Genomic DNA, 25,975 nt, shown 5'->3' with positions numbered 1-25,975 from the left:
TGAACTTAACTATTAGATTAAGTTTTTTGATTTAGGTTTTTTTATTAAATACAAGCAGTGAGTTTTAGGATTGTAACTGGTTAAGCAGGCAAAACCTAAATCATTGAATTTAACTATTAGGTTAAGTTTTTTGATTTAGGTTTTTTTATTAAATATAGACAGTGAATTTTAGGATTGTAACTGGTTGAGCAGGCAAAACCTAAATCATTGAACTTAATTATTAGATTGAGTTTTTTGATTTAGGTTTTTCTATAAATTTGATTATGTTTTTATATGAAAATAGGAGGGTAAAATTATGAAAAAAAATAAGTTAGGTTTATGGAACTTCTTCCAAATGTTAGGAAAAACGTTTATGTTCCCAATAGCGCTACTTAGTGTTTCAGGGATGATGTTAGGACTTGGTGCAGGTTTTACAGACCCTAAGATGATTGCCATGGTTCCGTTTTTAGGAAATGAATATGTCAACATGATTTTAAATTTCATGCTGACAATAGGATTATTTGCATTTAATAATTTGGGAGCATTATTTGCAATGGCAATTCCATTAGGATTATTAAAAAAAGAAAAAGAGTTTGGAGCTTTTTCAGGTCTAGTAGGATTTATAGCAATGCACATAGGTACAAATTTTTATTTAACAAGAGCTGATTTATTAGTACCAATAGACCAAATGTCAACTAATGGTCAAGCTATGATTATGGGAATACAAACATATAATACGAGTGTTTTAGGTGGTATTGTAGCAGGTCTAATCGTTTATGCCATATATGATAAAGTTAGTAATTTGAAAATGCCAGAGTCATTAGGATTCTACAGTGGTCCAAGACTAGTTCCAATTGTTAGTTTAATAGTTATGAGTATTGTTGGTTTATTAATACCTATTGTTTGGCCACCATTTTTCAATGCATTCCAAAATTTAGGTAAATGGATTTCTTCAGCAGGGCCATTAGGATATTTCTCATATGCAGTAGCAGAAAGAGTTACAATTCCATTTGGATTAAATCATCTTGTAACATCTGTATTCCGTTTTACACCAATAGGTGGAACTGCTGTTATTGATGGAGAAACATACTTTGGGACATTGAATATGTTTATGGCATATGTAGAGAATAATCAGATTATACCTCTTGATTTAGCTGGTAAAATGGAGCAAGGTAAATTAATGATTCAATATGGACTAGCTGGTGCTGCATTAGCTATATATCGTACAGCAAAACCAGAAAACAGAAAAGCACTTAAAGGGCTTTTAATATCAGGAGTTTTAACAGTTATTATAGGTGGTATAAGTGAGCCAATAGAATTCTTATTCTTATTTATCTCACCAGCATTATTTGCTTTCCATACATTTATGAATGGTTTAGCAAACATGGTGCTTCCATACTTAGGTGTATTAATGGGATTCACAGGAGATTTAATTGCATTCATAAGTTTTGGTGTGTTAAGAGGAACGGCTACAGGATGGCCAATAGCAGTATTAGTAGCCGCTTTATACTTTGCAATTTACTATTTTGTATTTAAGTGGGCAATTATTAAGTTTAATATAAAAACTCCAGGACGTGAAGATAAAGAGATAAAAGTATCTGAGGGTAATGGTTCAGATTTTAAAAACCTATCTACATATAAAGGACAGCAAATGATATCTGCTTTAGGCGGACAGTCTAATATATTATCATTAGACAATTGTGTAACTAGATTACGTCTAAAATTGCAAGATGTATCATTAATAAATGAGGATGCAATTAAAGAAGCTGGTGGTATAGCAGTTGTTAAATTGGATGAACACACAATACAAGTAATTATAGGAACTCAAGTGTATTCTTTAAGAAAGCAAATGGATAAAGCTATGGAAGGTCATTTGGAGGCATGCAATGATTAACTTTGATAAAAAAATAGACCGATTGGGTACATATTGTACCCAATGGGATTATGTAGAGGATAGATTTGGAAAAAAAGGATTACTTCCTTTTACAATATCAGATATGGACTTAGAGTTTCCGCATGAAATAACAGAAGCCTTGCAAGAAAGATTAAATCATAGAGTTTTGGGATACAGTAGATGGAAACATGATGATTTTAGAAATTCAGTTATAAACTGGTACACTAAAAGATTTAACTGTTATATTGATGGTAATTGGATATATTACAGTCCTAGTGTAATGTACTCAATTAGTAAGCTTATTGAGATATTCAGTGATGAAGGAGATGGAATTCTGATAAATACTCCTGCATATAATGCTTTTTATGATGTTATAGCAAATAATAATCGTAATATTATAAAATCGCCTCTTATAAATGAAGGTGGATTCTATTTGATTGATTTTGATGATTTTGAGAAAAAATGTAAGAAGTCTAAGATATTTATTTTATGCAATCCACATAATCCAACTGGGAGAGTGTGGAGTGAGTTAGAACTTGCTAAGATGATAGGCATTTGTAAGGATAATAATGTAAAGATAATATCAGATGATATACATATGGATATTGTTTATGATAATAGAATGACTCCTATTTTAAAGGTTGCAGAAAGCTATTTAGATTCCATATTTATTTGTACATCAGTATCGAAGTCTTTTAATATACCAGCATTGACTGGGTCATATGTGATTATACCAAATGATGGTACTAGAAATAAATTTGAAAATATCACTAGATATCGTGATTTTGTAAATTCTCCTGCAATACTAGCAATACTAGCAACAATGGTTTGTTACAATGATTGTGAATATTGGTTGGATGAGCTATTAAAATATCTTAAAGAAAATCTTGAATATACAATTAATTATATAAAAGATAATTTAGGACCATTAAAGTTGGTTATGCCAGAAGGTTGTTATTTTGCTTGGATAGATTTTTCTGACCTTAAGATAAGTAGTGAAGAATTCCAAAAGTTATTGATGGATATTGGAGAAGTAGCTATTATGTCAGGAAATGTATATGGAGAAGAAAGTGAGTTTTATTTACGATTAAATGTAGCATGTTCAAGGGAGAAACTTGAACATGGTTTAAATAGAATTAAAAAAACTATAGATTATATTGCAAAAAATATTTAATATAGAAAGGGAGATAGTTATGAGCTATTTAAAAACAATGGTTGATGTTATGACTACTGAAATGAATGCCATAAAATGTTTAATAGATGAAGCAGGTATTGAATATGAAAGTATAGTTAATGAAATTGCCAACTGTGAAGGTAAAGTGATTTTTATGGGTGTAGGTAAATCTGCACATATAGGTAAGAAATTGGCAGCTACATTTGCCAGTACTGGAACACCAAGCTTTTTTGTACATGCAACAGAGGCAGTACATGGAGATTTGGGAATGATTGAAAGCAAAGATATTACAATTCTAATCTCAAATAGTGGAAATTCTATGGAAGTAGTAAATTGTATAAAGTATGTTAAAGCAATTGGTTCTAAAACCATTGCATTTACTTCAAATAGAAATTCAGTATTGGCAACAGAGTGTGATTATGCTTTAATATATCCAGCAAAGGATGAAGCAGACCACTTAAATTTAGCACCAACAACATCATCTACAATTACTTTAGTTTTAGGAGATTCTATTGCATGTGCATTATCTAAAAATAGTAATTTTGATTCAGCTGATTTTTATAAATACCATCCAGGAGGAAGTCTAGGGGAGAAACTAAAAGCAGCTAATAATGGTTAAAAGTAAAGAAGGAGAGTATGTTTTATGTTCAAGATGTTTAAAAAGAAATCAATAAAGTCGCCCATATCAGGGAAAGTAATAGAATTATCTAGAATTCCAGATGCTGTATTTTCTCAAAAACTTATGGGAGAAGGTGTAGCTATAGATTCTACAGGAGACATTGTTTATGCGCCAATTAATGGAAAGATAGCAGTAATAGCAGAAACTAAACATGCATTTGTAATAGAATTAGAAAATGGGATGGAGCTTCTTATTCATGTTGGTTTAGATACTGTAAATTTAAAAGGCGAAGGGTTTGAAGCATTAGTAAGTGTGGGTGAACAGGTCAAAGAAGGGACACCAATGTTGAAAATTAACCGTTCTTTGATTGAATCAAAGGGTATATCACTTATTACTCCAGTTACAATAACTAATTATTCAGAGTACAATATGAATACATATAATGTAGGCAATAGTGTTGAAGGTGGAAAAGACACTGTAATCGAATTTAAATAAAAAACTAAAATATAGGATTAGTATCTATAAATTTATAGTTTAATTAATCAAATAGGTTTGTTGAATAAAAAGGAATTCTTTAATTATTAATTGAGGAATTTCTTTTTTTATATTGCAATTTCAAATCAATAAATAAACGGACTTTATAAACAAAAAACAAAAACGTTGACCTTATTAATAAACTTTAATATAATGTATCTATATAAATAATAAACTATAGAACAGAGGTGGATATATGAAAATTGAAAATCTTTCTATTAATGATATTAAACAAGGTTATGTATTTAATGATGAGTTAAATTGTTATATTTGCATTACATGTGAAAAAACATATGAAGTGGGAGAAATATACAGAATAGGTGATAGATTCTTTGAAGCCTCAAAGGCTATTGAATTGCATATGGAATTAGAGCACAGTGATTACTTGGAAAAATTGATTAATGGCGATTCAAAGTACAACACACTGACTGAAAATCAAAAACAATTATTTCAATTATTTATTAGTGATTTACCAGATAAGGAAATTGCAAAAAAGGTTGAAGTATCTACATCTACTATTCGCCATCAAAAATTTATGTTTAGAGAAAAAGCAAAACAAGCCAAATTGTATTTAGCATTGTATGAGTCTGTGTTTGAAGAAAAATCTAATAGAGGTAGTACTATAATACCAATCCATGAGCATGCTAAAATGGTTGACGAAAGATATGTAGTAACTGAAGAAGAGAGAAAACACATTTTAGAGACCTCATTTGAAAGTATGAATCCTCTAAAATTAAAAGTATTTTCATCAAAGGAAAAGAAAAAAGTTGTAATTTTATCTAAGATTTTGGAAAAATTTGAGTATGGGAAGCAATATTCGGAAAAGGAAGTTAATCAGATTTTAAAATCTATATATAATGATTTTGCAACAATTAGAAGATATTTAATTGAATATGGTTTTATGAGTAGAAATAAAGAATGTACAAAGTACTGGTTAACATAATGATAATAGTAAAGTCTACTAACATATAAGGTTATTTTACTTTGTTAATTGTGGAAGGAGTTAAATATGAATGATGAGTTGAAATATATTTTACACAGTAAAGGTGTAGATATTGTTCGTTTTGTTGATATATCTGAATTTCCAGCAAGTCAAACACATGGTTTTTCTAAAGCAATTTTATTTTGTATAGGATTATCAAAAAAATTCGTTACAGATATATATAACAACTTATCTACAGATAATGATGATTTCTTAGAAAAGGAGGAAAAAGCAGAAGAGTTAGCTGATTGGATTTCAAAATATATTCAAGATAAAGGTTATAAAGCTTATTCTCAATCAGAAAAAAATAATCTAGAACATGGATATTCTGAAAAAGGCTATATTAATCCAACAATGCAATCAGGTATTAGTACTTTACCACATAAGACCATAGCAAATATTAGCGGTATTGGATTTATGGGAAAAAATAATTTGTTTGTAACTGAGAAATATGGTTGTGCTTTTAGTATGTGTACTGTACTTACAGATGCTCCAATTTATGTTGAAAGATATCCTTTAATGGATTCGAAGTGTTTAGACTGTAATATTTGTGTAGAAAACTGTACTGCAAAAGCTATACATGGAAATGAGTGGGCTTTGCCAGGTAAAAGAGAGTCTCTTATTGATATTTCAAAGTGTTTTTGTGTATTGAAGTGCATGATGAGTTGTCCATGGTCATTAAAATATGCAAATCAGAAATAAGTCTACTAGATATTATGTTAAAATATATTAGAGCATAATTATATTAATAAGGAGATTGAATATGATAGTAAGTGTGAGTAGGAGAACTGATATACCTGCTTTCTATAGTAAATGGTTTTTTAACAGGCTTAAAGAAGGTTTTGTATATGTTATTAATCCAATGAATCCAAAGCAAGTTAGTAAGATAGAGTTAAATCCACATACTGTCGATTGTTTTGTATTTTGGACAAAGGATGTAACTCCAATGATACATGATTTAAATAAATTAAAAGACTATAAATATTATTTTCACTATACTATAACATCATATGGCAAAGAAGTAGAAACACGAATTTCAGATAAACAAAAGGTAATAGATTCATTTAAGAAATTGTCTGGAAAAATAGGTAAAGAAAGAGTGATTTTAAGATATGACCCAATTTTTCTAAGTGAAAAGTATACTGTAGGTTACCATATTAAAGCATTTGAAAGGTTATGTAATCAACTTGATGGATTTACAGAAAAATGTATAATAAGTTTTATTGATTTATATAAAAAAACGAAATTTAATACTAAATCATTACATATAAAACCATTAGAAATTGCAGAAGTAGAAATGCTATCAAAAGAGCTTTCTAGGATTGCTCATAAATATGGTATAGCGCTTGAAATGTGTTCAGAAGAATATAATCTAAGTAAATTTGGGATTGGAAAAAGTAAGTGTATTGACGATAAGTTAATATCAAAGATTATAGGTAGTGAAGTAGAAGTAAAAAAAGATGATACACAAAGAGCTGTTTGTGAGTGTGTCAAAAGTGTTGATATAGGACAATACAATACTTGCAGACATTATTGTTTGTATTGTTATGCTAATTTTAATTATACTAAAGTAGAAGAAAATTATAGACTTTATAAAGAAGACAATAAATTACTTATAGGGACTTTAAGAGCAGATGCTAAAATAAGCACTAGATACATGAAGAGTATTAAAGTAGATAAAAGTGAGGATACACAAATTAGTATGTTTGATTTAAAATAAGTCAATTGCTTTAATATATTAAGAATATAGATATTTATAATGATGAAATTAAACTTAATAGATATTTTCTATACAAGAAAAATGGTCATAATATGTCAATTTGACCATTTTTTTGCTATAATTAAAAATACAAATAACTTAAGTAACAAAGGAGGTAGAATTTGAATTTTTTAAAAAAATATCCTATACCTATTGCAAGTTTGATTTTATCGATATTTACTCTAGGTAACTTACTACAATCTTATAGTGAATCATTACGTAATGTAATTGGATTTATAGGGTTTGTTTTATACGCAATTTATATAGTCAAAATAGTATTACTTAAAAAGGGTGTTAAAGAGCAATTAGAAAATCCCTTAATATCAAGTACATTTCCAACTGTAACAATGGCAACAATGATATTTGCTACATATATAAAACCATTATCCTTAGAATTAGGTATTGTAATTTGGAGCATTGGAGTTGTAGGTCATATTGTGTTGATAGTCTTATTTAGTAAGAAATTCTTAGTTAAATTCTCAATAAAAGCAGTATTTCCATCTTGGTATATAGTATATGTTGGGATAGTTGCAGCAAGTGTTACAGCACCAGCATTTAATCAGCTTTTAATAGGTAAAATTGCTTTTTGGATAGGATTTATATCTTATATAGTTCTTATACCTGTAGTTTTAAAAAGAGTGTGGATAATCAAGGAAATGCCTGAACCATCTTTACCAAGTATAGCTATATTAGCTGCACCAGGGTCATTACTATTGTCTGGATATATTAATTCTTTTTCAGATAAAAATAGTGTAATATTATACTTGTTATTTATACTTTCAATTGTATTTTATATTATAGTTTTGGGGTATTTACCAAAATTATTAAGATTACCTTTTTATCCAAGTTTTGCTGCATTTACATTCCCTATGGCAATAAGTGCAATGGGCATGAAACTAATGAATGGTTATCTAACTAAATCAGGTCATCCTGTGAGTTGGATTTTATATGCTTCTAAACTAGAAGAGATAATAGCTACAGTGATTATTTTGTATGTTTTAATTTTATTTATTATATATCTTGGTAAATCAGAAACTACATCTAAAGCTAAATAAAAATTATTAAATATACGTATTTAGTAAAGATATTAATATCAATAGATGAAAGTGATATTAATTTTAGAGACTTGATTTAGCTTAATTTTATTGGAGGATAAACAAATGAAAACAAAAGAGGAATATGTAAAAGAGGTTAGAGCAATAGCAGAAGAATACTTTAGAAAAGGAGAGTTTTTTTGTTCTGAAGCAGTTCTTCAAACAATAAATGATGCTTTAGGACAACCTTTGAGTCCTGAGATAACTAAGTTAGCATCAGGATTTCCAATAGGACTTGGAAAAGCACAATGTCTTTGTGGAGCAATATCTGGAGGTGAAATGGCTTTAGGTATTGTATACGGAAGAGTTCATGGTGAAACTATGAATCCAAAGATGTTTGAATATGCTAAGGATTTACATGATTATATTAAAAAGGAATATGGCGCAACATGTTGTAGAGTTATTACAAAGAAGTGGGATGGAGATAACTTTATGTCTCCTGAAAGAAAGGAACACTGCATTAAAATAACAGGTCAGGTCACAGAGTGGGTTGCAAATAAACTTGTTGAAGATGAAAAACTTAATATTAAATAGGATTATAAGAGCCTGTAAATTTTGAAGAATAAATTTACAGGCTTCAATTATGTAACTAATTTTAATAATACAATTAACTCTAAATATATAAATAGATTAGTTAAAGCAAATAAAATATTTACTTTATAATACTTAGCATAAGGACACCAAACATGATTAATATTATGCCAAGAAAAATAGAAAGCCATTCTTTTTTATTTTTCTTCTCTTTAAAGAATATAATACCTCCTAAAGTGGCTACTATCACACAACTTTGGGAAATAGAAAAACTTATTGTAACTCCCAATGCATTAGTTGTTATAAACATACCTAAATTCGCTATTGACCATAGTACTCCAGTAATTAAATTAAATAAAACATTTTCCTTATATATAATTTCTTTAGAAAAATACTTAACAATAATAAATGAAGTTATCAACATACCAACAGATTGAGGTAATATAATTCTATATCCTTCTATTGAAAATATTTGATTAGTTACAACATATAATGCTAAAAATAAGGAAGACAATAATACAACTCCAACACATTTTAACATATCATTATTAGTAGATTTTTTTGTTTGATAGTTTGTAAGAAGTATGCCAAGTACTATACATAATATCGACAAGGAACCAATCAAAAACATTTTAGAACTACTCCACTCATTAAATAAGATTACAGCTAATAATGTTGTAAAAGTCAATTGTGAACCATTTGAAATCGGCATTACTTTAGAGACACTAGTAATTTGAATTGCTTTAAACTGCATTAGTTGCCCCAAACTCCAGAATATCCCAGAAATCATACTTACAAGAAATGAAAAAAATGTAATCTCAGGATGTATAACTAAAGTTATTATAGTGGAAAATATAAACGCACTTATAGATGTACCTAAAAGTTGTTCATAAGGAGAACTTTTTTTTAGATTTGCAACTATTGGCATCAATCCCCATCCCATTACAGGAAGCAAAGCAATAATTATTGTCAGCATTAGGTTATTTCCTTTCACATTAAATTTAGACAGTTTTTAATTTATCATCTAAAATTAAAGTATTCAATACATCAAAATTACTGTATTTAATAAGGAAATATTAGTAGTTTTTTAGAAAAACATTTTCCATTAAAATAAAAACAAAGGGAAGGAGTAAATTTGAAAATGTTAACTGATATGATTCAAAATCGTGAAATTAGAATAATAAAGTTTTTATTAAAAGAAGGTCATACAACTGTCAAAGAAATAGCAGATGATTTAGATGTTTCAGAAAAAACAGTTTCAAAATCTCTTAAAGAAGTAGAAGCAGTGCTTAAAAAGATAGGTCTTTCTTTAGTAAGAAAACCTAAAATAGGAGTTTATATTGACGGAGATTTAAAAAAAATACTTCCTTACCTAGATAATAAAGGAAGTCAAATTCCTACAACTAGAGAGGAGAGAGTAATATATATATATTCAATATTGTTAAAAAGTAATGATTATATTACTATACAACAAATTTCTGACGAATTATATATAAGTCGTGGAACTATTGAAAGAGATTTAGCTGAGGTTGAAAAATTACTAAAAAACGAAGGCGTCTCTATATATAAGAAACCTAGTAAAGGAATAAAATTGGATATAAGTGAAAGAGATAAAAGGCAACTTACTGCTAAGTTTATACATAAATTTTGGAGTAGAAACTGGTATATTAAGCAAGAACAAGAAAGCTTTTATCAGGCCTTTGAAAAGATACAAGCAGATGTAAATGGTATTTTTTCTGAAGATGATTTATCCATAATTATTGATATTCTTAGGAATTTCAGCAGAGAAAGAAATTTTGAGTTTTCTGATTATGAGTTTCAGTCATTAGTTATCCATTTAGCCATAGCTGTAGAGAGGATTAGAAAAGGTGAGTATATAGAAGAAAGTTTGTATGTCGGAAATATTGAAAATAATCAAATGTCAAATACAAATTATTTGGCAAAACAACTAGAGCAAAAGTTTTCGATATTATTGCCAAAATCTGAAATTGGATATATAAACTTACATTTAGTAGCAGCTGACCAACATAGAGACACTGCTGAACTGAAAGATACTCCAGATAATCACTATGAGACAAATACAAATAATATCTCAAATCTTCGAGAGATTATTAAAAATACATTGTATGAGACAGCTTATGACAAAGATTTGATTGATGGACTTACTTCACATGTACATTCATCAATAAATAGATTGAAATATGGTCTTAGTATTAAAAATCCATATGTAAATACAATCAAGCAAAACTTTTCTTTATCATTTGAACAGGCTTTAGATTTAAAGAAAGTAATTGAATTTATATATGATATTAGGATAAATGATGATGAATGTGCTTATATAGCACTACATTTTGAAGCTTTTAGGGAAAGAATGAAAGAACTTCCACAAAATGTTAGAGTAGTTCTAGTATGTAGTACAGGTCTAGGCTCATCCAGATTATTATCTGCAAGAATAAAAAAATACTTTCCTATGATAAAAATTGAAAAGATACTTTCTGTACAAGAATTAATATCTAGTAAAATTGATGCTGACTTGGTGATAAGTACTATTTATTTAGAGTTAGAAACTATTCCTACAATAATAGTTAGCCCTATTTTAAATGAAAGTGATATAAGAACATTAGAAAAAAATATACAAAATGTTTCAGTAAGTACTTCTAAAAAATATAAATCTTTTAAAAACTTAATTTTTGAAGAAAATATTTTATTAAATATTGAAGCTTCAAATTATGAAGAAGTAATTAAACATATAACAGATAATTTGATAAAAAAAGGTTTTGCAAAAGAAGGAGTAGCTGAGAGTGCAATTGAGAGAGAAAATTTATCTTACACATCTTTTCAATCTATAGCCACACCTCATGCTAATCCTAGATATATTAAAAAATCTAATATATCTATTGCAACTTTAAAAAATCCTATTATATGGGGAAATGAAAAAGTAGAAGTTATTTTCTTTATTTCATTAGAAAATGACAAAAACCTGGAGCTTGATGAAATATATGAAGTTTTTTATGACTTCATTGACAATAAAAAAAATATAGATGACATACTAAGTGCAACTTCACCAAAAGAAGTGTACGATTTGCTAATGGAGGAGAATATATAGTGAAAATATCAGATGTATTAAAAAAAGAGCAAATTGTTTTTAATCTTGCTACAAGCACAAAAGAAGAAACAATAAAAGAATTAAGTAGCATATTTGTTAAAAACGGAATTGTAGATAATGAAGAAGAATATGTTAAGTCTGTTTTAGAAAGAGAAGAACATGCAACTACAGGTATTGGTAATGGTATTGCTATTCCTCATGGGAAAAGCGATGCTGTCAAGCAATCTTCTATAATATTTGCAAGAACTAAAAATAAGATTGAGTGGGATGCTTTAGATGAAAAACCAGTAGATAGTATTTTCTTACTGGCTATAAGTAACATTGATAAGGATAGTAATCATCTTGTATTATTATCTAAATTGGCTACTAAGCTTATGGATGATGATAATGTAGATGCACTAAAATTAGCTAATACAGAACAAGAAATAATTAATATATTTAATGAAGGAGATATGTAGAGATGAAAAGAAAAATTATAGCAGTAACAGCATGTGCAACAGGAGTTGCACATACATATATGGCAGCACAAGCATTAAAGAAAGCTTCAAAAAAAATGGGGCACCTTATAAAGGTTGAAACACAAGGAGCTACAGGAATAGATAATGAATTAACTACAAAGGATGCGCAAATTGCAGAAGTAGTAATATTTGCAGTAGATACTAAAGTTAGAAATGCCGAACGTTTTGAAGGAAAAGAAATATTAGAAGTACCAGTTAATGCACCTATAAAGGATGCGGAAAAAGTAATAAATGATGCACTAAAGTTAATTGACAATAAATAAGTGGAGGAAAGTAGAATGTTAAAAAAGATAGTCTCTGAGTTAAAAAAACATGTCTTAACAGGAATTTCATATATGATTCCATTAGTAATTGCAGGCGCTATGATAATGGCAATATCTCGTGTGGGTGGTTCTTTCTATAATATACCAGATATATGGGATGCTAAATATGCAGAAAGTGCTAGTAGTATTGTTAGAATATTGCATGATTTAGATGGTTTTGGAGGCACTGCTTTAGGATTAATGTTTCCTGTAATTGCTGCATTTATAGGATTTTCTATAGCTGATAAATTAGCCATTGTACCAGGTCTTGTTGGAGGTATGATTGCTAAAGATATAGGAGCTGGATTTTTAGGAGCTTTAGCGGTTGGTTTGATAGCAGGATATACATGTTTATTTATTAAAAATCATGTTAAGCTACCAAAATCAGCAGCTTCAATAGTGCCAATATTCATAGTTCCAGTATTCGGTACATTAATCACTGTTGTATTAATAAATTATGTGATAGGGATTCCTTTTGCTACATTAAATACTGGATTAGAAAATTGGTTAAATGGATTATCAGGTACAAATCAGATATTAATGGCAGCTATTATTGGAGCTATGATGGCAGTTGACTTAGGAGGACCAGTTAATAAAGCCGCTTTAACAACATCACTTGCATTATTAACAAGCGGAATTTATGCACCTAATACTGCTGCAATGGTGGGAATTGTTATACCACCATTAGGATTGGGGCTTGCTACTATATTAGCAAAACAGAAGTATAATAAGCAGTTACGTGAAGCAGGTAAATCTTCTCTTATAATGGGATTAATTGGAGTAAGTGAAGGGGCTATTCCTTTTGCAGTAGAATCTCCATTGAAAGTAATCCCTTCATGTGTGATTGGAACAGCGATTGCCTCAGCTATGGCAGTTGGTCTAGGTTCAGTAAATGCAACTCCAATTAGTGGGTTTTATGGGTGGTTTACAGTTGAGAACTGGCCAATGTATATATTATCAATAGCAGTTGGAACAGCAATTGTGGCTGGTTTAGTTATAGTATTACGTGGAAATCCAGTAATTGAAGATGATGAATTTGAAGAAGATGATTTTGATGAAGCAGAGTGGGAATCTTAAAATTCAATATAAACCTTATTCTACATAAGGTATTAAATATTGATTTTAGACTTAAATATAAAAGATAAAGAACAGAGGAGATTAAATGGTAAAAGCACATATTGTTAATCATACACATTGGGATAGAGAATGGTATTTTACTTCTGGTGATGCATTAGTACTTAGTGAACAACTATTTACAGATGTAATTGATGAACTAGAACGTAACACAGATGTAAGTTTTGTACTTGATGGACAGCTTTCTATTTTGGATGACTATGTACAACTACATAGAGAAAAAATAGAAATCATCAAAAAGTTAATAAAGGAAGATAGACTGCATATTGGACCATGGTTTACTCAAACAGATGCATTCTTTGCTAGAGGAGAGTCTATTTTAAGAAACTTAATGATTGGTATTTTTGAAAGTAAAAAATATGGTAAGTATATGAAAATTGGATATTTACCAGATACATTTGGGTTTAATGCACAAATGCCTGTCTTATTAAAACATGTAGGTCTTGACAATATATTCTTTTGGAGAGGTATACATCTTGGTAAACAGGTTCAATCACCATATTTTAAGTGGAAAAGCCTAAATGGTGAAAGTTATATATATGCTGTAAATATGCCACATGGATATGGAACAGGTATGCTTTTGGAGCCTTCATCAAAGTATGTTAATGGACGTTTAGACCCTGCAATTGATTTCATTAAATCTTATAGTGATGTAGAGGAGGTACTAATACCTTCAGGAAATGACCAGTTGAATATAATAGGTGATTTTAAAAATAAAGTTAAAGAGATTAATGATATTGGAAAGCATTCATATATAACAAGTTCATATCAAGAGTTTTTGAATTATGTAAAATCTATAGAGTCACTAGAAAGTTATAGGGGTGAATTTAGAGAGCCAGTACTTGCAAGAATACATAAATCAATTGGTTCTAGTAGAATGGATATAAAATTAGCCTGTGATAAACTAGAAAATAAGCTGATTAAAAGGATAGAACCATTGTTAGTAATTGCTAAAAAAAGTAACATTAAAATAAGTAATCAACTATTGATAAATACATGGAAGAAACTTTTAGAAGGACAAGCACATGATAGTTTGGCTGGATGTGTAACTGATATTGTGACAGATGATATTCTTCATCGTATAAGAGAAGCAAACGAAATCTGTGACAGTATTGAAAATACTATTGTCAAAAAAATTTCAGAAGGGCTTAAATTATCTAAAAATGATATTTTAATATTTAATACAGAAGCTAAAAGTTTTAATGGATATAAAGAAATACAAGTTGTAAGTGATAGTAAAAATATTTGTTTTAAAGAAGATGTAGAGGCTACTATAATTGAAGAAACTTATGTTAAATCGAGAGAAAACATATTAGAAGAGACACCTGCTGGTAATATATTTATTGAAGAGCCAGGTTATTATATATTAAAAATAAGAATAAATATACAGCTTCCTGCACTTGGATATAAAGTTGTTAGTTTTGAATCAAGTGATAAGGAAATGTTAATACTTAATGAATCTAATGATACCTTTATATCTAATGATAATTATAAGATAATGTATGAAGATGGAAGCTTAAATTTACAGCTTAAAGATGGCACTTATATATCAAACTTTTTAACATTAAAAGACAGTGGAAACGCAGGAGATACTTATGATTTTTCTCCATTAAAAGATGATGAAGATATCAAACTTTCATTTAATAAAGTATCTACAGAAAAAGTTATGGGATATGAAAAAATAATGGTTGAAGGTACAACTTTACTACCACTTACATTAGAAGATAGGAAAAATAAAAACCTTAATGGAAAAGTAAATGTAAAAGCTAGTATTACTTTAGTAAAGGAAAGTCCATTAATAGATATAAAACTTTATGTTGATAACGCAATACACAATCATAGATTACGTGTTCATGTAAGAACTGATATAAAAGATAACAGAAATATAGCATCATTACCATTTGGGTATATAACAAGAGAAAATGGAGTTGTTGATAACTGGGAAAAAATTTATAATGAGATGCCTATAGATTTAGAACCTTTAGAAAGTAATATTACACTAACAAATCAAAATAGAAGTTGTACTGTATTTACTAGAGGAATAAAAGAATATCAACATATTGAAGATGAGATTGCACTGACTTTACTTGCTACTACAGACGAATTAGGTAAACCTGATTTATTATATAGACCAGGACGTGCTTCTGGTGACACGACTAAAAAGGGTCATGTAAGAATTAAAACTGATAAAGCTCAAATTCTTAAAGAGATAGAGTTCTCATTTGCAGTATACATGAATTCCAAGCCATTTGATGAATTAGAAGTTGCAAGTTTAACTCACAATTATCTAAAAGAATGTGTAAGTTATCAATTACAGGACTACAATTTCTTTTTGTATCGTATAGATAATAAGATTCAAAAATCTATTGTTGAAAAATCCGTAAGTAGAGAATTGGAAATAATATCTTTACCAGAGCGCTACCTTGTGTCAGCATGTTACCCTTCTTACTATAATGAAGAAAAGTTTGTAATAAGATTGGAAAATCCAACTAGTAAAAAAATGATATTAGATGAGCAAATATTTAAAAATAGAAACGGGAAAATAGTAAATGCAATAGAAGAATTACAAGAACAACAAGTTTATGAAATAGCACCTTTTGATGTTATTTCAATATTATTAGATTTATAAGTGAAAAATAAGTTTATTGTTTAAAGTCTGACTGATAGTAATTGGTCAGACTTTTTAATTTGCATAAATTTGGGTAAATATTAATGTATAAGTTTAGTATTTCATATGAAATTTGTTAAAGTAGAGGAATAGTTTAACAGGATAAGCAGTTTAAACAAAGAACTATTATATTAGAGTAATTTTATGGGTAGCTTGGAATCAATAAAATTTTAATAAAATGAATTAAGATATATATTTCAATAACAATTATTCAATTTGATTTTGTGTTAAGTTCTATGTAGTTACAAAAAAGTGACCAATTGTGATATTTATATAAAACTGATATATTAATTACATGACATTTAAAATAATTTGTTTTTAGGGATACATATAATAAAAATTTTAATTAAATAAAGTTAGAAGTATACATAATATCCATAAACATACTGCTATAAAAATTCATTTAATAATTAAAGAAAAGAGGAGAGTAAAATGTACAATATAGATGATATGATATATGATTGTCCAGTAGAGGCTTTATCAAGTATATTAGGTAAAAAGTGGGTAGCAATAATAATCTGGGAAATACAAAAAGATAAAAAACGATTTGGAGAGTTACAAAGAGCTATACCAGAGTGTAGTAAGAAAATGCTAACTCAACAATTAGATTTTTTAATTGAACAAGAAATTATAGTTAAGAAAAAAAGGCTGGTTAATAATATTGTAGAGTCAACATATTTTTTAAGCGAGTCAGGATTACTATTGCTTCCTGTTATGGAAAAAATGATAATGTGGAGCAATAAAAACTTAAATTGTGATAAATAAACCTTAAAACTTACTATGAAATTTAGAATGAAGCAGTTAAACTATGAGTAAAAAAGGTATTAAAATTGCATGTTTTTAATCTGATTCTGGTATAGCAATAAAATTGTAATATTGGAAATAAAATAAGGAGGAATTTTAATTTGCAAAATGTAAATTTATTTTTAGTATTTATAGAAGGTATAGTGTCGTTCTTTTCACCATGTATATTGCCAATTCTGCCTATTTATTTAAGTATATTATCAAATAGTAGTGTGGAGAGTTTAAAAGAAGGAAAGACAAATTTTATAAGAAGTTCTCTATTTAAAAATACTATATTCTTTGCTCTTGGAATCTCTACTACGTTTTTTATATTAGGTTCATCGGTAAGAGTATTGAGTATGTTCTTTAGTGAGAATAAAGATTTAATAATGTTCATTGGTGGGATTATAATTATTATCATGGGCTTATTTTACATGGGGATAATTAAGTCTTCAATACTGAATAGAGAAAAAAGATTTAATGTAAAGTTTAAAGAAATGAAAGCAGTGACAGCTTTTATATTAGGGTTTACATTTAGTTTTGGGTGGACACCTTGTATTGGTCCAATACTAGCATCTGTATTAGTAATGGTTTCAAGTTCGAGCAATCACCTTAGTGCAAATCTTTTAATAGCAGTATATACTATTGGATTTATTTTGCCATTCATAATTACATCTATGTTTTATAGTAAACTATTTAAAACTATAGATAAGATAAAATCCAACATGGAAATTATTAAGAAAACAGGTGGGCTTATACTTATAGTATCAGGAATATTAATGATGGTGAATGGATTTGGAAGTATAAGCAAACATTTTAATATCCCACAAAATAGTAAGATTGAAAGTAATCAGGAAGATAATAAACAATCAAGTTCTAAGGATAAAGGAGATAATTCTAGTGTTAATGATGGTCAAAAAGACTCTAGTGATGGAGCGGGGTCTAAAGATGAAGAAAGAATAAAGTCTATTGATTTTACTCTAACAGACCAATATGGTAAAACACATAAATTAAGTGATTATGAAGGCAAAGTTGTATTTTTGAATTTCTGGGCTACATGGTGTCCTCCATGTAAAGAAGAAATGCCTCACATAGAACAACTATATAAAGACTATAAGAAAAATAATGAAGATGTAGTAATTTTAGGAGTAGCTTCACCTAATTTAGGTAGAGAAGGCTCAAGAGAACATGTGGTTAACTTCTTAAAAGAAGAAGGATATACTTTCCCAGTTGCACTTGATGAAGATGGAGCGTTAGCGTATCAATATGGGATTAATGCTTTTCCAACTACATTTATAATTGATAAGGAAGGATATGTAACTCAGTATATTCCAGGAGCTATGGATAAACAGACTATGGCATCTTTTATTGAGAATCAAAGAAATAAATAAATTAAAATGTTTAAATATAAGGACTTAAATAAATTTAAGGTTACAAAAAAGTGCCTAATTGTACTACCTAGATAATCTTGTTATAGTAAAGGTATAAATAACACAAGAAGGGGTTGAAAATTATATGAAAAAAACATTTGATGCAATAATAATAGGATTTGGAAAAGGTGGAAAAACATTAGCAGGGGATTTGGCAAATAAAGGATTAAAAGTAGCTTTAATAGAAAAGTCAAATAAGATGTATGGTGGAACATGTATAAATGTGGCATGTATACCAACCAAAAGTTTAGAGAATTCAGCAAACAGTGTAAAAGTAAAACATATAAGTTCTTGGGATGAAGCTCAAGTTGAATATGAGAAAGCTATAGACAAAAAAGAAACTTTAATTACAAAACTTAGAGAAGCTAACTATAATAAATTAAATTCAAATGAGAATGTAACGATATTCACAGGAATGGGGACTTTTATTGATGAAAATACAGTTCAAGTTAGAACTGAAAATGAAGTTTATGAATTAGTAGCAGATAAGATATTTGTTAATACTGGCTCAAGACCATTTATACCTAATATTAAAGGTGTGGAAAATAAGAATGTAGTATATGATAGTGAGTCTCTTATGAATTTAAGAACTCTACCTAAAAAAATGACAATCATAGGAGCTGGCTTTATAGGTCTAGAGTTTGCAGGTATTTACAGTTCATTTGGAGCAGAAGTTACAATATTAAATTCTAATAATGGTATTTTACCAAATGAAGATACTGAGGATTCAGAAGAGATAATAAAATTACTTGAAAAGAGAAATGTAAAAATTATAAATAATGCAAAGATAAAAGAGATTAAAGAAGTTTCTAACTTAGCTATAGTAGAGTATGAAATAGAAGGTAAATTACAGGAATTAACAAGCAATATGATACTTGTAGCTACAGGAAGAAAGGCAAATACTGAGGGCTTAGGACTAGAAAATGCAGGTATAGAATTAAATGAAAGAGGGTTTATTAAAGTATCAAACACTCTTAAAACTAACAAAGAGCATATATGGGCTATAGGAGATATAAACGGAGGTCCACAATTTACTTATATTTCACTAGATGACTATCGTATAATTATTAATCAGTTATTTGGAGATAAAACTAGAACAAATAGTGATAGAAAAAATATACCAAATTCTATATTTATAAGTCCAGCATTTTCAAGAGTTGGTCTTAATGTTAAACAAGCTAAGGAAAAAGGATATGAAGTATTAGTAGCAAAGATGCCAGTTGAAGCAATTCCAAGAGCTAAGCAAATTGGTAAGACAGATGGATTTATAAAGGTTGTAATAGATAAAAAATCAAATAAGATACTTGGAGCTACTATGATATGTGAAGATTCAAGTGAGATTATCCATTTAATTCAATTAGCTATAGATTTAGAAGTAGAGTACACATATTTAAGAGACCGTGTTTATGCACATCCAACTATGACAGAAGCTCTTAATGATATTTTATCTCCTAATATGATAAAGGAAGTATAAAATAAATTTAATATATAAAGCCTAAAATTATCATTATAAATAGATTTTATAAAAAGGATACTATAATAAATTACTAATAGTATCCTTTTTGTATTGCAAAGTTATAAAGGTACTATAGAATTTATTATTTTGTATTATAAACTGGAATTAAACGGTATAATTTAAGTATTGGATAACTTAAATGGATAATATAATAGTATAAAAAATATTTTAAAAGAGTAAGTTTTTCATACTTAGGGTAGTATGGCAATGTTTAAAATAGGGTGGTGAAATCATATGAATAAAGTGTCTAAAAGAGGATTTGATGAAAGTGACAAGAGATGGTTTTCTAGTAATGAATTAATAAGACTTATAAAGGCCAAGGAAGAAATAGAATGGTTAATAAATAGGGATTATAAAATAGACCCAGTTGTTACTTTCGTTGGAGATAGATATCAGTTTTCCATAAGACAAAGAGATGCACTAAAAAGGGCAGTATGTACTGACGCAAAAAATATAATAAGACAATCAAAAAGACTTTCTCTAGATAAAATCAAAGAAGAACTTATAAATATAGATGGTTTTAATTTGATAATAGCTATAGAAGTAGCACTATCTGGTGGAACTCTGGTAATAGGTAGTGATGGTAATATAAGAGATTTAGCAGGACTTAGGGGAACATATAAGATTATAGATAAAACAGAAGAAGCTTTAAAGTTGATAGGAGAATTTTTTAATAAATACAATGCACAAAAAATTAGATTTTACCTAGACTCTCCAGTTTCTAATTCAGGAAATTTAAAGTATAAGATATTGGAGCATGCTAAGAATTGGGGCATTGAAACTGAAGTAGAACTAGTAAAAAATGCAGATGTTGTATTAGAAAAATTAGATAGAGTAGTTAGTAGTGATGCAGTCATAGTTGATAAATGTATAAGTTATTTTAATGTTACTAGAGGTATAATTGAAGAATATATTGAGGGTTGTAATATTGTAAATTTAAATAAATAGATAAATATAAGTGAAAAAAGATAAGTTTATATACAGCAATAATATTAGTAATATAAGTAAAGTTCTAAAATAGGAGAACGAATACATATCGAATTTCATAAAATGTTGTAAAAAGACATATGAGAGGATGGTATGTGTGAAGTTAACTAAAATAAATATTAAAAAATATAGAGCACCTATATATAAATATGCTTTAGTAAATGTAAACTTGAGGTCTGGTAAATCTACAAATTCAAGTATTATAACTGTAATACCTCAAGGAGCAAAAATGGAGGTATTAGATGAAGAAGATGAATGGATTAAAGTAATGTATAATTCTCAAGAAGGATATGTATATAAAGACTTGGTATCGGTAAGCGAATATACTTGGAGTAACTTAAACTTAAGAGAAGACAAATCTACAACTTCAAATATAATTACAGTAATTCCTGAAAAATCTAGGGTCGAAGTTCTAGAAGTAGATGGGGATTGGAGTAAAGTTGTATATGATGACAAAATAGGATATGTTTTTAATTATTTCTTATCAACTGATGGAAATAAACCTAATGAGTTAGATTATAAGTATTTTTATACTGATATGACTAAATTTGTTAATGAAAATAATATTAAAAGTACGAGTGATTATCTAATTGTGACAGACCTTAGAAATAAGTATACTTATATTTTTAAGAAAGATAATGGAAGTTGGGGTCAACTTTACAAGTGGCAATGTACTATAGGGAAACCTGAAACTCCAACTATAACAGGTACATTTTATATAAGTGGAAGAAAACCTTCTTTTGGAACAGATGAGTATTCGGTTAAGTATGCTACTAGAATTAAAGGCGGATATTATTATCATTCTGTATTATATGATTCAACAGGTAGCTATATAATAGATGGTAGACTTGGTGAAGCTCTCAGTCATGGTTGTATAAGATTAAATACGGAAAATGCAAAATGGATATACGATAATATTCCAGACACAACAACAGTCATAATTCATTAATAAAATATTTGATTTGTTAATTAAGAGCTAGGATTCTTAATTAACAAGAGTATATGTCAGTCTTTGATAAGAATTACGATTTTAAAGGTGTAGTAAGAGAGTGCAAGTAATAAAATAAAGGTATTTTGAGGCACTCTCTTATAAGTATATAATTAATTTATGGGGTAGGTTGTTATAATTAAGATATTTTCATAAACAGTTCTATAAGTTTATCTTTATCAAAGAAAACAGGATTAGCTCCAGCACAGGCATCTTTCATAGCGTTTTCTGCAAGTAACTCAAAATTAGGATTATCAACACCTACATCTTTTAAAGATTTTGGTATTCCAACTTCTTCAGAAAGAGTCTTTATTTTATTTATTACAAAGTCAACACACTCTTTATCTGATTTATTATGTATATCCATTCCAATAATTTCAGCGATTGAACGGAATTTAGAAGGAGCAGATTTGGCATTTTCTTCTTCAACTATTGGAAGTAGCATGGCATTACATACTCCATGAGGTAAATCATATAAACCTCCTAATTGATGAGCCATGGCATGTACATTCCCAAGTCCTGCATTACTAAAGGCGATTCCATTTAAGAAACAAGCATAACACATTTGTTCTCTAGCTTCGATGTCATTACCATTTTTAACAGCTCTTGGAAGGTATTTAAATATCTGTTTTATAGAATATAAAGCAGTTGAATCTGTGACATCATAAGCTCCATTAGCTACTATAGCTTCTATAGCATGAGTTAACGCATCCATACCAGTTGCGGCTGTTAAATTAGATGGTTTACTAATCATTAACTCTGGGTCATTTACTGTCATTGTAGCTAATGAATTGGTATCAACCATTATCATTTTTACATGTCTTTCTTCGTCAGTTATAACATAGTTTATTGTAACTTCAGCAGAGGTACCAGCAGTAGTAGTTATGGCTACAATAGGAAGACATTTTTTAGAAGTTTTGTTAACACCTTCATAATCTCTAATATCCCCTCCATTAGCAGCTAATATAGAAACGGCCTTACCACAGTCTTGTGGAGAACCCCCTCCTATAGTAATAACAAAATCACAATTCTCTGACTTTAATATTTCAAGTCCTTTATTTACATTGGTTACAGTTGGATTTTGTTTAACTTCATCATAAACAACAAAATCTACACCTATTTGAGATAGAATATCTGTTACCTTTTTTACAGTGCCATTTGAAACTAGAAATTTATCACTAACAACAAATGCTTTTTTAGTTTCAAGTGATTTAATAGAATCTTTAGCTTCACTAAGGCATCCTTTTCCAAGTAAATTTATTGGTGGGACATAATAAATGCTCATAACTAAAATCTCCTTTTATTTTAAATTGATTTTTATGTAAGGAATATATCTAATAATCTTCCATAAGTTTGCCCATCATACATTATGTCTTAGATTAATTTAGATACATTGGTTCTTATATAAGAACTTAATTCGTAAATACGATTATGATTAGAATTTAACATAGTATTTTTATCATGTCAACAAAAAAATAAAAAATACCATAAAAAAACAAAGCTACTGTAGCTAAATCAGTAACTTTGTTTTTTATTGTATAATCAAATAAATATGCCAGCTTAAAATAAAATTTTTAATTATTACGGTTTTTAGCATATCCATATACAAAATATTAACTTAATTTATTATAATATCTTCATTACGTTCTTCCATCATAGATTGAATATTTTTTTGAGCATTTAAAAGTAACTCTTTTATTAGTTCTATTTTTTCTTCATTAGCTCTAAATAGCGGTAGTGTTACACTAATAGCAGCTCTTATACATCCATTTTTTCTTATTGGTACAGCAAAACATTTTAGGTGTTGCATTGATTCTTCACATTCTGAAGCTATTTGTGTTTTTTTAACTTCAAGAAGTTGCTCATATAAAACATCAAAATCTGTAATTGATTTTTCTGTAAATCCTTTTAAACCATCTGGATATAAACTTATTAGTGTTTCCTTATCAAAATCACATAAAAGAGCTTTTCCAAGACCTGTGCAATTAGCAGGTATTTTTTTACCAACATAAGAAATAAGTCTAATTGGTTCTGGAGAATCTACTTTACCAACATAAAGAACTTCATTGTTATCAAGTATACCAAGCTGGCAAGTCTCAGAACAAGAATTAACTATATTAGTCATTTCTTCAATTACATAATTAAAAATAGTTCTCTTTTCAAAAAATGAAGAGCCTAATGTGTAAGAACGTATCCCTATAGAGTATTTGGATGTATTCTTATCAATAGTAATATATTTTCTAGCACTAAGTGTGTGAACTATAGGAAAGATGCTACTTTTTGGAGCATTAATAGCATCTGCTATTTCAGTGAGAGTATATCCGTTTTCGGATTCAGCTAATGCTTCTAAAATATCTAATATCCTAGCTGTTGGGCGATGATTATCTGAAGTCATAAATTTCCCCCCTCTTTTTATTAATTTAAAGTATTAGAATATGTTGATTTTAGCACACTATGGGATATTTTACAATGTGGAAAATAAATATGTAGATTTGTATATAAAGAAGTTCTTTATTCAAAGACTAGCAGCTATTTTTTGATAGTTCTACATTAATAATTATATTAATTTCCAAAATATACCTAAAGAAAGTTGATGATATTTAGTTATATAATTTAAGAGAATCTATTTAATAGCTGTATTTTGTATAGATATATCAAAATATTATGAATTGTACATTATAATTTGCCTATTGTTCAAATTAACTAAATAATTTTGTACGTTTGAGTATTATATATTTTTTATTGCTTTGTGTTTTTGCATATAATGAAGCCATTTGATAATACATAATATATTATCAGACAATTTGAAAAAATTTTGACAAAAATTTATTTTTCTTATTGGCTCGTAAAAAGGAAAATGCTATCATTAATTCAAAGATTCGTAAATAAAAACTTAGTTCTTAAATACGAACCGAAACGGCCGTTAGAATTAAAGCTAAAAATTTAATAAGAGTAATTAAATATCATGTTTTAGGAGGAGTAACTTTATGATAATGGATTTTATTAAAAAAATTCCTGCAGGTATGATGATAGTTCCAATGTTTATAGCAGCTTTCATTAATACATTTTGCCCAGATATTGTACAAATAGGTTCCTTTACAACAGCAGTATTTTCAAGTGTTGGGTCTGCAACTATAATTGGGGTCCAGCTAGTGTGCTTGGGAACTCAACTTCAATTTAGAGAAATGCCAAAAGTTCTAAAAAGGGGTGGAATACTTCTTGGTTCAAAATTTGCTATAGGTGCTTTAATAGGTATCCTTATAGGTAAACTATTTGGAATGGATGGAGTACTTGGTCTTACAACATTGGCTGTTATAAGTGCAGTTACAAATAGTAATGGTAGTATATATCTTTCATTGATGACTTCATATGGAGATGAAACAGATTGTGCAACTATGAGTTTACTTACTTTAAATGATGGACCATTTTTTACATTAATAGCTCTTGGGACTTCAGGTCTTGCAAATGTACCTTTGTTGTCTTTATTGGCTGCAATAGTACCAATACTTGTTGGTATGATAATAGGTAATTTTGATAAAAAAATGAAAGAATTTTTAGAGCCAGGGTGTAATTTGCTTGTGCCTTTTGTAGGATTTGCGTTAGGTAGTAGTATAAATCTTGCAAGTATATTAAAAGGAGGATTATCAGGAGTACTACTTGGATTAATATCTGTGTTTGTAGGAGGTATATTTATAGTATTCTGTGATAGATTTATAGGAAAACGCCCAGGATATGCAGGATGGGCTGTAGCTACAACTGCTGGAAATGCAATTGCAGTACCTGCTGCTGTTGCATTAGTTGACCCATCATGGCAACCATATGTTGCAACAGCAACAACTCAAGTAGCAGCTGCAGTAGTTGTCACTGCAATATTAGTACCTCTTATAACTAGTTGGTGGGCTAAGAAGTATGGATGTCCTAAGTTTCCAAAACAAAATGAGGATGGAACAATAGTAGCTTAATATTACATAAGTTAC

At 28.7% G+C, this 25,975-nt stretch carries 23 protein-coding genes; 20 read left to right on the top strand and 3 right to left on the bottom strand.

Annotation, left to right across the window (positions count from 1 at the left end):
* The first annotated feature begins 295 nt into the window (after nt 1–295).
* The 9 genes from ACTG47_RS16255 (at nt 296) to ACTG47_RS16215 (ending at nt 8,569) form a co-directional block, all read left to right on the top strand.
* Complete coding sequence (locus ACTG47_RS16255) at nt 296–1,873, top strand: PTS transporter subunit EIIC (protein WP_169465337.1); 1,578 nt, start codon at nt 296–298, stop codon at nt 1,871–1,873.
* Entirely contained in the window at nt 1,866–3,047 is a 1,182-nt protein-coding gene (locus tag ACTG47_RS16250) for a MalY/PatB family protein (RefSeq protein WP_479925326.1), read from the top strand. The genes ACTG47_RS16255 and ACTG47_RS16250 overlap by 8 nt, the downstream gene beginning before the upstream one ends.
* Nucleotides 3,048–3,066: 19 nt before the next feature.
* Nucleotides 3,067–3,666 (top strand): KpsF/GutQ family sugar-phosphate isomerase, encoded by a 600-nt coding sequence (locus tag ACTG47_RS16245; protein WP_054271547.1) that lies wholly within the window; start codon nt 3,067–3,069, stop codon nt 3,664–3,666.
* A gap of 24 nt (nt 3,667–3,690) precedes the next feature.
* Entirely contained in the window at nt 3,691–4,161 is a 471-nt protein-coding gene (locus tag ACTG47_RS16240; protein WP_479925325.1) for a PTS sugar transporter subunit IIA, read from the top strand.
* A 235-nt stretch (nt 4,162–4,396) separates the two neighbouring features.
* Nucleotides 4,397–5,143: a DUF2087 domain-containing protein gene (locus ACTG47_RS16235; RefSeq protein WP_479925324.1), complete on the top strand. Its 747-nt coding sequence runs from the start codon at nt 4,397–4,399 to the stop codon at nt 5,141–5,143.
* A 66-nt stretch (nt 5,144–5,209) separates the two neighbouring features.
* Nucleotides 5,210–5,884 carry a 4Fe-4S binding protein gene (locus tag ACTG47_RS16230; RefSeq protein WP_479925323.1) on the top strand — a complete coding sequence of 225 codons (675 nt, stop codon included), beginning with the start codon at nt 5,210–5,212 and terminating at the stop codon, nt 5,882–5,884.
* A gap of 61 nt (nt 5,885–5,945) precedes the next feature.
* On the top strand, nt 5,946–6,902 hold the full coding sequence (locus tag ACTG47_RS16225) for a DUF1848 domain-containing protein (protein ID WP_479925322.1): 957 nt from the start codon (nt 5,946–5,948) through the stop codon (nt 6,900–6,902).
* 161 nt (nt 6,903–7,063) lie between these two features.
* Entirely contained in the window at nt 7,064–7,996 is a 933-nt protein-coding gene (locus tag ACTG47_RS16220; RefSeq protein WP_479925321.1) for a TDT family transporter, read from the top strand.
* 105 nt (nt 7,997–8,101) lie between these two features.
* Nucleotides 8,102–8,569, top strand: coding sequence for a C-GCAxxG-C-C family protein (locus ACTG47_RS16215; RefSeq protein ID WP_479925320.1), 468 nt, complete (start codon nt 8,102–8,104; stop codon nt 8,567–8,569).
* 118 nt (nt 8,570–8,687) lie between these two features.
* On the opposite strand, the gene ACTG47_RS16210 is transcribed toward ACTG47_RS16215, so the two are convergent.
* The gene (locus tag ACTG47_RS16210) at nt 8,688–9,542 is read right to left on the bottom strand and encodes a GRP family sugar transporter (RefSeq protein WP_169465321.1); all 855 of its coding nucleotides are present in this window, start codon (nt 9,540–9,542) and stop codon (nt 8,688–8,690) included.
* 165 nt (nt 9,543–9,707) lie between these two features.
* On the opposite strand from ACTG47_RS16210, the gene ACTG47_RS16205 reads away from it, so the two are divergent.
* From ACTG47_RS16205 to ACTG47_RS16160, 10 genes are all read left to right on the top strand, one after another.
* Nucleotides 9,708–11,672 carry a BglG family transcription antiterminator gene (locus tag ACTG47_RS16205; RefSeq protein WP_479925319.1) on the top strand — a complete coding sequence of 655 codons (1,965 nt, stop codon included), beginning with the start codon at nt 9,708–9,710 and terminating at the stop codon, nt 11,670–11,672.
* Nucleotides 11,672–12,130, top strand: a complete 459-nt coding sequence (locus ACTG47_RS16200; RefSeq protein ID WP_479925318.1) for a PTS sugar transporter subunit IIA — start codon at nt 11,672–11,674, stop codon at nt 12,128–12,130. The genes ACTG47_RS16205 and ACTG47_RS16200 overlap by 1 nt, the downstream gene beginning before the upstream one ends.
* 2 nt (nt 12,131–12,132) lie before the next feature.
* Nucleotides 12,133–12,453, top strand: a complete 321-nt coding sequence (locus ACTG47_RS16195; RefSeq protein WP_479919409.1) for a PTS fructose transporter subunit IIB — start codon at nt 12,133–12,135, stop codon at nt 12,451–12,453.
* 15 nt (nt 12,454–12,468) lie between these two features.
* On the top strand, nt 12,469–13,569 hold the full coding sequence (locus ACTG47_RS16190; protein ID WP_479925317.1) for a PTS fructose transporter subunit IIC: 1,101 nt from the start codon (nt 12,469–12,471) through the stop codon (nt 13,567–13,569).
* 85 nt (nt 13,570–13,654) lie between these two features.
* Entirely contained in the window at nt 13,655–16,255 is a 2,601-nt protein-coding gene (locus ACTG47_RS16185; RefSeq protein WP_479925316.1) for an alpha-mannosidase, read from the top strand.
* A 471-nt stretch (nt 16,256–16,726) separates the two neighbouring features.
* Nucleotides 16,727–17,059: a winged helix-turn-helix transcriptional regulator gene (locus tag ACTG47_RS16180; protein ID WP_021385918.1), complete on the top strand. Its 333-nt coding sequence runs from the start codon at nt 16,727–16,729 to the stop codon at nt 17,057–17,059.
* A gap of 140 nt (nt 17,060–17,199) precedes the next feature.
* Nucleotides 17,200–18,468 (top strand): cytochrome c biogenesis protein/redoxin, encoded by a 1,269-nt coding sequence (locus ACTG47_RS16175; protein WP_479925315.1) that lies wholly within the window; start codon nt 17,200–17,202, stop codon nt 18,466–18,468.
* Between the two features lie 124 nt (nt 18,469–18,592).
* Nucleotides 18,593–19,981, top strand: coding sequence for a dihydrolipoyl dehydrogenase family protein (locus ACTG47_RS16170; RefSeq protein ID WP_479925314.1), 1,389 nt, complete (start codon nt 18,593–18,595; stop codon nt 19,979–19,981).
* A 276-nt stretch (nt 19,982–20,257) separates the two neighbouring features.
* Nucleotides 20,258–20,971 (top strand): DUF434 domain-containing protein, encoded by a 714-nt coding sequence (locus ACTG47_RS16165; protein ID WP_479925313.1) that lies wholly within the window; start codon nt 20,258–20,260, stop codon nt 20,969–20,971.
* A 136-nt stretch (nt 20,972–21,107) separates the two neighbouring features.
* Nucleotides 21,108–21,959: a L,D-transpeptidase family protein gene (locus tag ACTG47_RS16160; protein ID WP_479925312.1), complete on the top strand. Its 852-nt coding sequence runs from the start codon at nt 21,108–21,110 to the stop codon at nt 21,957–21,959.
* A gap of 178 nt (nt 21,960–22,137) precedes the next feature.
* Here the strand turns inward: ACTG47_RS16160 and ACTG47_RS16155 are convergent, their stop codons facing one another.
* Together ACTG47_RS16155 and ACTG47_RS16150 are read right to left on the bottom strand one after the other, a co-directional pair.
* Complete coding sequence (locus ACTG47_RS16155) at nt 22,138–23,283, bottom strand: iron-containing alcohol dehydrogenase (protein ID WP_479925311.1); 1,146 nt, start codon at nt 23,281–23,283, stop codon at nt 22,138–22,140.
* Between the two features lie 333 nt (nt 23,284–23,616).
* The gene (locus ACTG47_RS16150; RefSeq protein ID WP_479925310.1) at nt 23,617–24,393 is read right to left on the bottom strand and encodes an IclR family transcriptional regulator; all 777 of its coding nucleotides are present in this window, start codon (nt 24,391–24,393) and stop codon (nt 23,617–23,619) included.
* Nucleotides 24,394–24,985: 592 nt separating this feature from the next.
* On the opposite strand from ACTG47_RS16150, the gene ACTG47_RS16145 reads away from it, so the two are divergent.
* Nucleotides 24,986–25,960, top strand: a complete 975-nt coding sequence (locus ACTG47_RS16145) for a 2-keto-3-deoxygluconate permease (RefSeq protein ID WP_169465303.1) — start codon at nt 24,986–24,988, stop codon at nt 25,958–25,960.
* The last annotated feature ends 15 nt before the right edge of the window (nt 25,961–25,975 follow it).

The organism is Clostridioides sp. LIBA-6622, from assembly GCF_056716095.1.
The sequence above is the reverse complement of the archived record's forward strand: the minus strand, read 5'-3'. Positions and strand labels throughout refer to the sequence as shown.